General features: G+C 68.1%; 12 protein-coding genes. 5 read left to right on the top strand and 7 right to left on the bottom strand.

The features are described from left to right. The 3 genes from AAF430_26405 to AAF430_26395 all read left to right on the top strand — a co-directional run. On the top strand, positions 1-202 hold a 202-nt coding region (locus AAF430_26405), incomplete at its 5' end, for a hypothetical protein (protein ID MEM7413789.1). Then, a complete protein-coding gene (locus AAF430_26400) occupies positions 199-1,011 on the top strand; it encodes an oxidoreductase (protein ID MEM7413788.1) in 813 nt (270 codons plus the stop codon). The genes AAF430_26405 and AAF430_26400, both read left to right, overlap by 4 nt. Positions 1,012-1,017: 6 nt before the next feature. Continuing rightward, entirely contained in the window at positions 1,018-1,785 is a 768-nt protein-coding gene (locus AAF430_26395; GenBank protein ID MEM7413787.1) for a thioesterase family protein, read from the top strand. Positions 1,786-1,801: 16 nt separating this feature from the next. On the opposite strand, the gene AAF430_26390 is transcribed toward AAF430_26395, so the two are convergent. Further along, on the bottom strand, positions 1,802-2,488 hold the full coding sequence (locus AAF430_26390) for a glutathione S-transferase family protein (GenBank protein ID MEM7413786.1): 687 nt from the start codon (positions 2,486-2,488) through the stop codon (positions 1,802-1,804). 183 nt (positions 2,489-2,671) lie between these two features. On the opposite strand from AAF430_26390, the gene AAF430_26385 reads away from it, so the two are divergent. Further along, positions 2,672-5,110 (top strand): CoA transferase, encoded by a 2,439-nt coding sequence (locus tag AAF430_26385; protein MEM7413785.1) that lies wholly within the window; start codon positions 2,672-2,674, stop codon positions 5,108-5,110. A 22-nt stretch (positions 5,111-5,132) separates the two neighbouring features. Here the strand turns inward: AAF430_26385 and AAF430_26380 are convergent, their stop codons facing one another. After that, positions 5,133-6,275 carry a hypothetical protein gene (locus tag AAF430_26380; GenBank protein ID MEM7413784.1) on the bottom strand — a complete coding sequence of 381 codons (1,143 nt, stop codon included), beginning with the start codon at positions 6,273-6,275 and terminating at the stop codon, positions 5,133-5,135. Further along, complete coding sequence (locus AAF430_26375) at positions 6,272-7,285, bottom strand: haloalkane dehalogenase (GenBank protein MEM7413783.1); 1,014 nt, start codon at positions 7,283-7,285, stop codon at positions 6,272-6,274. The genes AAF430_26380 and AAF430_26375 overlap by 4 nt, the downstream gene beginning before the upstream one ends. 168 nt (positions 7,286-7,453) lie before the next feature. Between AAF430_26375 and AAF430_26370 the strand changes: the two genes are divergently transcribed. After that, complete coding sequence (locus AAF430_26370) at positions 7,454-8,371, top strand: alpha/beta hydrolase (GenBank protein ID MEM7413782.1); 918 nt, start codon at positions 7,454-7,456, stop codon at positions 8,369-8,371. A 34-nt stretch (positions 8,372-8,405) separates the two neighbouring features. On the opposite strand, the gene AAF430_26365 is transcribed toward AAF430_26370, so the two are convergent. From AAF430_26365 to AAF430_26350, 4 genes are all read right to left on the bottom strand, one after another. Further along, the gene (locus tag AAF430_26365; GenBank protein MEM7413781.1) at positions 8,406-9,323 is read right to left on the bottom strand and encodes an alpha/beta hydrolase; all 918 of its coding nucleotides are present in this window, start codon (positions 9,321-9,323) and stop codon (positions 8,406-8,408) included. 46 nt (positions 9,324-9,369) lie between these two features. Further along, positions 9,370-10,179, bottom strand: coding sequence for an SDR family NAD(P)-dependent oxidoreductase (locus tag AAF430_26360; GenBank protein MEM7413780.1), 810 nt, complete (start codon positions 10,177-10,179; stop codon positions 9,370-9,372). 9 nt (positions 10,180-10,188) lie between these two features. After that, positions 10,189-11,163, bottom strand: coding sequence for an LLM class oxidoreductase (locus tag AAF430_26355; GenBank protein MEM7413779.1), 975 nt, complete (start codon positions 11,161-11,163; stop codon positions 10,189-10,191). Between the two features lie 11 nt (positions 11,164-11,174). Further along, a partial coding sequence (locus tag AAF430_26350; GenBank protein ID MEM7413778.1) for an enoyl-CoA hydratase/isomerase family protein occupies positions 11,175-11,809 on the bottom strand: 635 nt, incomplete at its 5' end.

The raw sequence follows: 11,809 nt of genomic DNA, 5'->3' as shown, positions 1-11,809 counted from the left end.
CGATCACTTCATGTCGATCCTCAACCAATCGAGCGGGCGCAGCGTCGTGTCGGAGCAGTTTCGCTTCCCACCGTCGCGCATTCCGCTTCCCGCGATGCCGCAGAAAGACCTCGGCATTTGTCGCGACATCGCCGCAGACCGCGACATCGCGATGCCCATTCTCCAGGAGATCCTGGAACCCAACGAAGGAGTCACCTCGTGAGCACGAACCAGACCGTCTTGATCACCGGAGCGTCCGCTGGAATCGGAAAGGATGCCGCCAAGGCCTTGATCGATGCAGGCTACACCGTCTACGCGGCGGCACGCCGGCTCGGCGCCATGGACGACCTCAAGTCGCTCGGTGCGACGACCCTGAAGATGGACATCACGCGGGAGGAAGACGTCCAAGCGGTCGTCGATCAGATCTCGCGAGAGCGCGGCGGGATCGACATCCTCATCAACAATGCGGGCTATGCCGACCAGGGCTCGATCGAGGACATGTCGCAGGAGGACGCGCGCGCCATCTTCGACGTCAACCTTTTTGGCCTGGGACACCTGACCCAGCTGGCCTTGCCGTACATGCGCGAGAAGGGCGAGGGACGCGTCATCAACATCTCTTCTGCGGGCGGTCGTGTCCCCCTTCCCCTGTGCGGTTGGTACATCGCGTCGAAGCACGCCCTGGAAGGCTGGAGCGACAGCCTCCGCATGGAAACCGCCCAGTTCGGTATCAAGGTCGTCATCATCGAACCGGGCACGATCAACACCGAGTTCAACGACGTCGCGTTCAGCAAGTTCGTCGAACGCACGGGCAACAGTGCGTACCGGCCGATGGTCGACAAGTTCATCAAGCTCGTCGAAGGGATGGGCGGCTCCGAACCCTCGGTGGTCACGAAGGTGATCCTGCAGGCGGCTTCGGCGAAGAAGCCGAAGACCCGGTATGTCGCAGGGAACATGGCAGGTACGACCATCGCCGTGCGGAAATGGTTCGGCGACGGGGTCTACGACCGGATGATCGCGGGCATGATCAAGTAGCAACGAGTGCCGCCGAACGAGCGTTTCTGGGTTCCGGAGTCGATCGGCGACGCGCGCTATCGCCTCCGCGCATCGGAAGCCGCTTGCGTCGGGATTCCGGGTCGCAGGGCACCGATGGGCGGGGTGACCACGGCCGCAGCGATCGAGGCGATGGAGCAGGAAACCGGGAAGTCACTCTTCTGGGCGACCTCCCAGTTTCTCGCGCCGGCGCCCACCGAGAGGGATTTCGAGATCCGCGTGGAGGTCCTCGGCCGGGGGCGCAGAGCCACTCGGATGCGGGCGACGCTGCTCCACGGTGACGAGACGATCCTCGTCGCCGCGGGCGCGCTCGGAGAAGCGGACCCATCCGCCGGGGTCTCTTTCTGCGCGGTCCCGAGCGTCCCGGACTCGGCTGAATGCCCACGGCTCGAGACACCCGACGATGGCGGACTGATGTCCCAACTCGAGAGGCGCCGCGCCCACCGCGACGAACCGGGTCGCGAGGCGGTCTGGTTCCGATTCCTCGCCGGTCACGGTACGAGTGCGGGAACGCTCGCCATCCTCGGAGACTTCCTGGCCGGTGCCCATCCCGATACCCGCGGGAGCGTTGGCTTCGACAACACGCTGCGGGTGGTCGCGCCACGGGAAACCGACTGGATCCTCGCCGACATGTCCATCGCCCACATCGGCGCCGAGGTGTTCCATGGATCGATGCGCCTGTTCGCGCGGTCGGGAGAACTCATGGCGATCTCGAGCTTGACCGCCCTGAGGCCGCCCCCGAAGCATCGGGGCTGACGCTTCGGGTCGCAGCCTAGTCGGGGGCGATCTCGCTCGTGCGCTTGCGCCAGGCGGCGACGGGCACGCTGGCAGTGAGCCGCTCCGCCGCCTCCTGCGCGTACTCGAGGGCGTTCAGCTCGACCAGCACCGCGATGTCCGCGAGAGACACGGTGTTTCCGACGAGCCAATCGCCGCCGCCGAGCAGTCCTTCCAACGCGGCGATGTGGCGCTCGACGTCCCGCACCACCTGGTCTTGGGGCTTGCGACCGAGGCCCTGCTTGCTCGTGAGCTCCTGGGCCGCCTTCGTGACCAGCGGCAGCACCGCCTCGGCCGTCATGCCGGGCATCGTCGCCGCGAACTCTTCCGCCACGCGCGATGCGTTGTGTTCCCAGGCCACCCGCATCGTGATCTCGTAGAAGTACAGGCTCTCGTCGGCCCAGTCTTCGAGCACGTGGACCATGGCGGCTTCGCGCGGATCCGCGGGCACGAGCAGTCGGTCGCCGCCCTTCGCTTCCAGGTGGTGGGCGATGTCCGTCGAGTCCCACACGGCGGTTCCGTCGTCTTCGATCGCGGGGAATTTCCCGGTCGGACTGACGTGTGCGTACTCGGCTGCCTTGGCGCGCGGCACTTCGTGGATCTCGAAGGGGAGCCCCTTGTAGTTCAAGATGCGACGCACCTTCTCGCACAGGGGGGACGTCGCGAACTGATAGAGCGTGATCATGGGAATCTCCTCGCCGTTCCGTTGCGCTTGACGCAGCTGCGCCTAGCGGCAGACACTGCTCTCACGGTGTGAGCGCCGTCGGTGTCACCGTCGTGGGACACCGTGTCTGCGCAGCATACTCGTCGAGCCTCGCCTCGGCCTCCCGAAGACCCGCGCGGCGCGCGAAGCGACGGAGCCACTCTCATGCTCTCCCACCTCCGCGTGCTCGATCTGACCGATGGCGGCACTGGGCTCGCCGGACAGATCCTCGCCCAGCTCGGCGCCGAGGTGATCCTCATCGAGCCGCCGGGCGGTTTGGCGTCGCGGCGGCGGGGTCCCTTTGCCGAAGACCTCCCGGACCCGGAACGCAGCCTCGAGTTCTGGGCGCACCATCGCGGCAAACGCTCCCTCATCCTCGATCTCGGCACGGAAGCCGGGCGGATGGAGCTCCTGGAGCTCGCCCGCGGCGCCGACGTCTGGATCGCAGACGGGTCCCGCGGCGATCTGGGCCCTGCCTTCTCCCCGAACGCCCTCAACGACACGGCTCCGGGTCTCGTCGTCTGCTCGATCAGCGCCTACGGGAGCATCGGCCCGAAGTCCGATTGGCCGGCCACCGACCTCACCGCGACAGCCTCCTCGGTCACCCACTTCATGACCGGCGATGCCGACCGCGCGCCGATCGTGCCGAGCGTCCCTCAAGCGTTCTACCACGCCGCCGGAGACGCCGCGTCGGCGATCGTGATCGCGCTCGAGGAGCGGCGGAGGTCCGGGCGCGGCCAGCAACTCGATGTGTCGGCCCAGGTCTCCTACATGCAGGCCAACCAGTCCGGCGTGCTCTCCTTCGGATGGAACGCCACTCCGCTCCGGCGCACCGGGGGCGGCGTGATGCTCGGCGACTACCGCGTCCGCTTCGTCTATGCGTGCGCAGACGGCTACATGAACTTCACCTTCCTCTTCGGGGAGCCGATCGGACATGCGACGGCCCGGTTCTTCGCCTGGATGGACGAAGAGGGCTTCGCGACCGACGCCATCCGGAACGAAGACTGGGTGCGCTACGCCGCCAAGATGATGGGCGGCGAGACGACGGTCGAGGCCCACGAGGCGGTCCTTGCCGCGATCGAACGTTTCACGCGCTCGAAGACGAAAGCCGAGATCCTCGAAGCAGCCTTCGAGCGGAACCTGCTGATCGTCCCGATGAACGACTTCCGCGACCTCGTCGATTCGGTACAGCTCCGGGCACGGGAGTTCTGGGTGCCGATTCGGCAACCGGGCATGGATCGCGAAGTCCCCCACCCGGGCGCGTTCGCGCGCCTGAGTGCGACCCCTCTCGTGACGAATACACCGGCGCCTCGACTGGGCGAAATGCGCCCGGAAGAACGCGAGCGGGCGCCGAGCGGCCCCGCCTCGTTGGCCAGCACAGAGCGCGCGAACGGCGAGCGCAGTCGCCCCCTCGACGGTCTCAAGGTGCTCGACTTCACCTGGGTGTACGCGGGGCCAGCGATCACCCGCCAGCTCGCCGACTTCGGCGCGACCGTGATCAAGGTCGAGAGCCCGACCGCTCCAGACTCCCTGCGCGCCATGCAGCCCTGGAAGGACGACACCACGGGCCCGAACCGGTCCGCCAACTTCTCGAGCATCAACCTCGGCAAGCGGAGCCTCGGCCTCGACATGAAGGCCCCCGGCGCCCGCGACTTGGTGCTCTCTCTGGTCGACTGGGCGGACGTCGTCGTCGAGAACTTCTCTCCCCGGGCGATGAAAGGTTGGGATCTCGACTGGTCGGTGCTCGGCGCGCGCAAGCCGTCGCTCGTCATGCTCTCGAGCTCGCTGATGGGCCACACCGGGCCCCACCGCATGCTCGCGGGCTACGGGACGATGGGCTCGTCGATCGCCGGCTTCGGCTTCGTGACCGGCTGGCCCGGCGAGCGCCCGTGCGCACCCTACGTCGCCTACACCGACTACGTCTCGCCCCGCTTTGCGGTCCCGACGCTCCTCGCGGCCGTCGATCATGCGCGACGCACGGGAGTGGGCCAGCACATCGACCTCTCCCAGGCCGAGGCATCGATGCACTTCCTCGGTGCGGCACTGCTCGACTACACCGCGAACGGTCGCGTCCTGGGTGCCCGCGGAAACGCCCATCCCCACTACGGCCCTTCGGGTGTCTATCCCACGGCGGGCGAAGACCAGTGGATCGCGATTGCGGCGCCCGACGAGGACAGCTTCGCGGCCCTCGATCGCGTGGCGAGCCTCGGCTGGTCCGAGGACGGCCGCTTCGCGACCGCCGAAGCCCGCCTGGATCATGCGGACGAGCTCGATACGGCGCTGGCCTCTTGGACGGCCGGCCAGAAGCGCGACGTCCTCGAGGCCCAGCTGGTCGCGGCCGGAGTGCCCGCCCATCGGGTCTGCGAATCCCGGGATGCCTTCGAAGATCCCCAGCTGGAGGCGCGCGGCCACTTCGTCCCGCTCGCGTACGGCGACTGCGGACCGGTCCCCTACGAGAACGCGCGCGTGCGATTCTCGGCAACGCCAGCAGAGCCGCGGCCCTGCCCCACCCTGGGCCAGGACAACAACCGGATCCTCTCGGAGCTTCTCGGCCTGGATGACGACGCGATCACGGAGCTGGTGATCCAAGGAGCGATCCAGTAGCTCGGTTGCCGCCGCCGCGGGCTCACTCTCCGTCGGGATCGACGTCCTCGTAGAGCGCGCGCTTCTCGGGAGGCATCGCGTCGAGGTATGCCCGCGCGTCGTCCAGAGGCATCGTCTCGATCGAGCCGTCGTCGCGCTGAACGCTGACGCCTCCCTGGAGCCACATCTTCATCCGCTTCGCGCGCACCTTCTTCTCCGGGTGGCAGACCAGGTTGCAGGCGCTGCACATGATGTTCGTCCGCGTTCCCCTCTGCGGGTCGTAGAACCCGCCGGGAACCTGGGGCCGCTGCATCGCGTCTCCCGCCATGCCCAACATCGCGGGGAGCAACTGATCGTCATCCTTCGGAAGCTGCTTTCGACTGGGCCCCCACGAGCCGTACTTCTCGTTATCCGAGATCCCGGCCATGCCCGTCATGTGCGCCGCGCAGCGCATGTGGTGCTCGCGGGTCGAGTACTTGTGGTGATCGTGCTCGCCCATCTTCACCTTCGTGAAGTCGGTGCGGCTCATGAAGCTCGTCGGGCACACGTTCCCGCACCAGTTGCACTCGTCGCAGTAGTTCGATTCGGGCGGCAGCACGGGGGTCGGGGGCAGATCCGCCGTGGTCACCACCGCCCCGAGCGAGATGGCCGCGCCGTGGCTCAGCGTGAGGATGTTCCCCGACATGCCGAAGAAGCCGACGCCCGACGCAGCCGCCAGCATGCGCTGGGAGATCAGCGGAATCGAACCCAGCATCTGGTCGCTGGCCTTCGCCGGGTGGCGCTCCGCCGCCTTCCGTTGGCGCTCGTTGCGGGGCATCACGTCGTCGCGCGTGCCGTCGGCTGGGGTGTTCCCGGCGAAGACCACCTCGGCCTCGTAGCCGAACTTGCGGAGTTGATTCGTCATCTCGGCCATCAGGCCCTGGATGATGTTGTTCGAACGGATGTAGTCCTCTTGGTAGGGCGTGTGATCGATCTTGCCCATGTAGAGCTCGAGCTTCGCTTCGTCGACCGGGTAGGAGACGACGATCGCCGCGCGCGCACCGTCGAGCTGCCGCGTCAGGTCGGTCGACGGCGGTCCGCCCTCCAGGCCCTCCTGGTTGCACACGCCCACCGCGTTGCACCCGGCGTTCCGGGCGAACTCCAGGAGCCGATCGCGAATCGTCTGCAGATCGAGTTCGTCGCTCACGCCGCCTCCTCCGCGATCCTTTCGAGCATCCGCTGCGCCAGCTGGGGTCCGTGGGTTTCCTGGAGGAAGTGCCCCCCGTCCGCGATGCGATCGATGGTCGCTTGCGGATAGTGGGCCGCCCATCGCTCCAGCCACGGCTGGTTGAAGTTCGTGTCCTTGAGGCCCCAGATGAAGTGCACGGGCTTCTTCCAACCGAGCAGGGTTTCCCAGTTGCGCCGCTGGCCCTCCGCATCCCCACTGGCCGGGTTCCAGAAGGGCAGCGACAGGGGAAACCGGCGTGCACCCGCCTTCGACTTGTCGTCGGGGAAAGGCGCCTCGTAGGCCGCATAGAGCTTCGGCCCCAGATCGGGTTTCGCACCCGGGTAGTCGGCCATCATGATCAGCTCGGCGACGGCGCCGCAGGGCTGAGGATCGCCCTTGAGCGCGAAGCGAACGAACAGGCGCCGGGCGACCTGGACGAAGGCGCGACGCAGCAGGTTCGGATCTCGCGTGCGCGGGCCGCCCGTCGTGTCGTGGGGATGCCATACCGCGTTCCACACCCGCGCGAAGAGTGAGAACTCGAACTCGGGGTTCTCGAGCCAGGTGTTGAGGACGAAGAGGCGCTCGAAGCGCTCGGGCATGTGCGCTGGCTGGTAGAGCCCGAGCGGGCCGCCCCAATCCTGGACGATCAGCGAAACGCGCTGCAGATCGAGGGCCTCGACGAGAGAGCGCAAGGACCGACAGTGGCGCTCGATCGAGTACCACCCGTCGTCCAACACCTTGTCGCTCTTGCCGAAGCCGATCATGTCCGGAGCGACGCAGCGATACCCGGCGCGCACCAGCGGCGGAATCATCCGCCGGTACAGGTAGGACCAGGTCGGCATTCCGTGGGCCATCAACACGACGGGACCGTCGCGGGGACCCTCGTCCACGTAGTGCATGCGCACGCCCTCGAACGCGTGGTGGTTCGGCGCGAAGGGATAGTCCTCGAGGTCGGCGAAGCGGTCTTCGGGTGTGCGCAGGACGTCCATCGGTGTCGGGGCTCCTCGGGAGCGACCAATCTATCCCTCTTCCCACCTTGAATGGAAGCCACGACGTTGAATGGAAGCCACGACGGGAATGCGCCCCTGACCTTCACCGCGATTCGATCTGGGTTACACCTTGCCGGCGAAATCCGATGACGCCGAACGGAGGCCCCCTTGGCTCGAGCCGACGATCTATTGCCCATCCCGCCGCGCGGCGGTCACGACATCGACACCGACAACGACCTCCTCCCCCTGGTCGCTCCGCCCGAACTCAAGGCGCAGGTGAGCGTCGAAGAGCGCTTCGTCCCGGGGCCCGACGGTGCCCCCGACGTGCGCGTCCTCGTCTACCGCCCAAAGAACGAGACCGGCACGCTGCCCGCCATCCTGAGCCTCCACGGGGGCGCCTTCGTCTTCGCTCACCCCGACACCTTCGAGCTGATGGACGTGGGCTGGGCGCTGCAACACCGCTGCGTCGTGGTTGCCGTCGACTACCGACTCGCGCCCGAGCATCGCTTCCCCGCCGGCGTCGAGGACTGCTACGCCGCCCTGCTCTGGACGGCGGCCCACGCGGCCGAGCTCCAGATCGATCTGGACCGCCTCGTCGTGGCGGGGGGCAGCGCGGGCGGTGCACTCACCGCGGCGGTCGCGCTGATGGCGCGCGATCGCAAGGGCCCGAAGATCGCCCTGCAGGCCCTGCTGATCCCGGTGATCGACGACCAGCTGCGGACGGCATCCCATGAGCAGAGCCGAGGCGGCCCCGGCTTCAACGCCGACGGCAACGAGGGAATGTGGCTCCACTACCTGGGCGAGGACTACGATCGCTCGAACACGTCGCCCTATGCGTCTCCGGCCCGCGCGGAAGACTTGTCAGGCCTGCCCCCGGCGCTCGTGCAGACGAACGGCCTCGACCCTCTGCGCGACGAGGGCATCGTCTACGCCCTGCGTCTGATGGAAGCCGGCATTCCGGTCGAGCTCTACAACGCACCGGGCTGCTACCACGGCGCCGATCCGATCGACCCGCGCGCCGCGGCCCAGGCCATGCGCGTGTTCGGCGAGGCCCTCGGCGCGGCCTTGCACCCGAGCGCTTCGTGAGAAGCGCTCGGTTTCGTTCCGAGTCCGGTCGGGGCTAGCCCGCCGGCCGGAGCGACGCGCGCAGGGCCGCGAACATCGATTCCCGGAACCGCTTCGTCGCCGCCGAGTCCTGCACGATCCCGTCGAAACCGTGAAAGACCCCGTCGATCACGAGGGTCTCGCACGGAACGCCGGCGGCCTGGAGCCGTTCGGCATAGGCCACGTCTTCGTCGCAAAAGAGATCGAGGGCTCCCACACCGATCCAGGCGGGCGGTAGTCCGCCGAGATCCTCGTTGCGCGCCGGGACGGCGATCGGGCTGGCCGAATCCGCGCCCGCCGCGTGGCCCAGGTAGGACGACCAACCGATGCGGTTCGACTGGTTGTCCCAGAGTCGGAAGCCGCTCTCGTCGAGGTCGGTGCGGAGCACCGTGCGATCGTCGAGCATCGGGTACACCAGGATCTGGGCGGCCAGGCGAATCTCGCCCTCCTCCCTGGCACGAAGCGCCACCTGCGCGGCGAGCCCACCGCCTGCGCTCGCGCCGGCCACGGCGATCCGCGACGCGTCGACGTCGTCGCGCTTCGCCAACCAGGCGAGCGCCGCATAGGCATCGTCGAGCGCGGCCGGAAACGCGTGCTCCGGCGCCAACCGGTAGACCGGCGCCACCACCACCGCGCCGAGTTCATCGGCGATCTGGCGGCACAGGGCGTCGTCCTGCTTCGGCGACCCGATCAAGAAACCGCCGCCGTGGAGCCACAGCACCGCGGGCGAGGCCTCACCGCTGCGCCCCTTCGGGCGGTGGACGCGAACGCTGCCCGCCCCCGTTTCTACGACCTCGACATCGTCCGGGTCGGCGCCCAACCCCGCGAGGCCCCCGAGCGCGCGGATGAGCCACAGGTTCCACGAGCGCGCGATGCCACGCGGAAGGAACCGAGCCACGGACTGGTATTCGGGGTCGAAGGGACTCTGGGACACGGGGGGCCTCCTGCGCTTTCCCGCAGGATAGACCGGGCGACCCGGGTCAGCAGCGGCCGCTCGCCAGAACGTCCTCGATCGCCTGCATCACTGCCTGGATCTTCTGCGCGTCCAGCGCGTCGGGGTGCGGGGACGCGAAGCGACCCGAGTCGTTGTCGAAGTAGCGGCCCGAGGCCGCTGCGAACTCCTCCGCCAGACCCGCCCGGCACAGGATCTCGGCCCCGATCCGGAGGTCCGAGCCGTCCACCCCGTAGGCCTCCTTGACCATCTTGCTCGCCAGCAGGGAACCGGGATTGACGGCGATCACCGCCGGCCCCCCATCACCGAGTGCGAGCGCCAGGCCGCGCGACCACATCGTCAACGCGAGTTTGCTCTGCGCGTAGGCCGCGCTGTCGGAGAGCGAGATGTCACCGGCGAACGCGCGCAGGTCCACGGGAGCCTGCGCTGCCGAGGAGAGGTTGACGACGCGTGCGGAAGCATCGAGCAAGGGAAGCAGCCGCTGTGCCAGCCGGTACGGCGCGATCGTGTTCACCACGAAGCGGACGTCGATCCCGCTCTGCGTGATCGGATCGGCCACACCGAAGACGCCCGCGTTGTTGATCAACACATCGAGGCGCTCGTGCTCCTGGGCCACGGCGTCTGCCAATGCATCGACCTCGCTCATCGCGGACAGATCCGCCACATAGCGCTCGAGGTGCCCGCCCGCGGACAGCGACGCGAGCTGGGCCGCCACGCGCTCGAGCTTCTTCGCACTCCTCCCGTGCAACAGAACGTGGTGCCCCTGGGAGACCAGGGACTTCGCCGTCTCCAGGCCGATCCCGTCGGTGGCGCCCGTGATCAGAATCGTCTTCTGCATCGATCTTCCTCAGCCGGAGAAGTCCGGCAGTACGGCGTCCGACAGACGCTGCAGCGTCGTCTCGATCGGAGCCCGGTTGAAGCGGAGGTTCAGCGCGACGTGGTTGACCCCGATCTCTTCGAGGGACCGCAGATACGCGTGCAGGTGACGAGCGCCGAGGCGGAGGCCCAGGTGGATCGGCTGCGGTCGCGCGTCGGCGTCCTCGGCGAGATCGACGTACAGCGCCTGCATCACCGGCTTCGCCGGACCTCCTTGCGAAGTCACCCGGTCTCTCCAGTCCGAGACGACGCGCGCCTGGGCGGCGGTGCTGCGTGGGTAGGTCATCCAGCCGTCCCCATGCTGCGCGCCCCACTCCGGCGTCTGCTGGCTGCTCCCGGTGATGAGCAGCGGCAGCCGCCCACCGATGGGCTTGGGGAGCAGATCCATCCCGCCGGCGGGGCTGCCGTATTCGTTCTCGAACGACGGCGCGTCGTCTCCGACGCGACGCAGGTACGAGAAGGCGGCGCGGAACCGCGCGCCCCGCTCCTCGAAGGGAACTCCCATCGCCGGATACTCTTCCGGCCGGTCACCGGAGGCGACCCCCAGAATCAAGCGCCCCCCCGACAGCGCATCGACGCTCGCCGCGGCTTTCGCGACATGCGCCGGGTGGCGCAGGGGCAGCACGATGCTCGCCGCGCCGAGGGCGATCCGGTCGGTCCTACCGGCGAGGAGCCCCATGTAGACGAAGGGGTCGTAGAGCTGGCCGGCATCGCCGAAGGACGGCACCTGGAACGGAACGTCTCGGAGCCAGAGCGCGGCGAAGCCGAGGGCTTCGGCGAGCTGCGCGCGTTCGAGGTGCCGCTTCATCTCGGGAATCGGACCTGCGGGGTAGCTCTCGACGGGCACGACCAGCCCCAGGCTCAGCCGGCCCGGCCGGAAGACCTGGTTGTACGCGCGATTGATCGTCGGAAACGCCGATTCGACCCCCGAAGCGGGTTGCGTCACCGCCGCCTCCACTACTCGACCTCCTGGATGTCGACGACCATCTCTTCCCAGCGGCGCTGGTTGTTCATTTCGAACTGGGCTCCCTGATCGTTCGCCCACTGGAAGCGTCGGATCGCGGGGGTGCGGCTCGTCGCCTGGTAGAGCCAATAGGCCTCTTCGCGGAGCGCCTCGGCGATGGGCTGATCGATCGATGCGAGCACCGTCTGCTTGCAGGCCTGGATCGACGCAGCGGGCCAGAGCGCGATGCGCTTCGCCAGCGCCTCGACGTACGGCCCGATCTCGTCCGGATCCAGGGCGCGGTTGATCGTGCCGTAGGCCTCCGCCTGATCGGCGTCGAAGTCCCGCGCGCCGAGAATGATCTCGAGCGCCCGCCCGAGGCCGGTCTGACGGGCCATGCGCGAGGCGCCGCCGCCGCACGGCAGGATCCCCATCCCGACCTCCATCTGCATGAAGCGCGCCTTGCCGCGCGCCGCGAAACGCATGTCGCAGGCGAGCGCGAACTCGTGTCCGCCCCCGCGCGCGAAGCCCTCGATCTTCGCGATGGTCGCCTGGGGAACCTGGCTGATGCGCTCGAGGGTGCGCTGCAGATCGAGGAGCTCGACCTCTTCTCGCGTCGCCTCCGAGGTCGACATGTCCTTCAGGAAGT

It is taken from the genome of Myxococcota bacterium (assembly GCA_039030075.1).
Lineage (GTDB): Bacteria > Myxococcota_A > UBA9160 > UBA9160 > SMWR01 > JAHEJV01.
The sequence above is the reverse complement of the archived record's forward strand: the minus strand, read 5'-3'. Positions and strand labels throughout refer to the sequence as shown.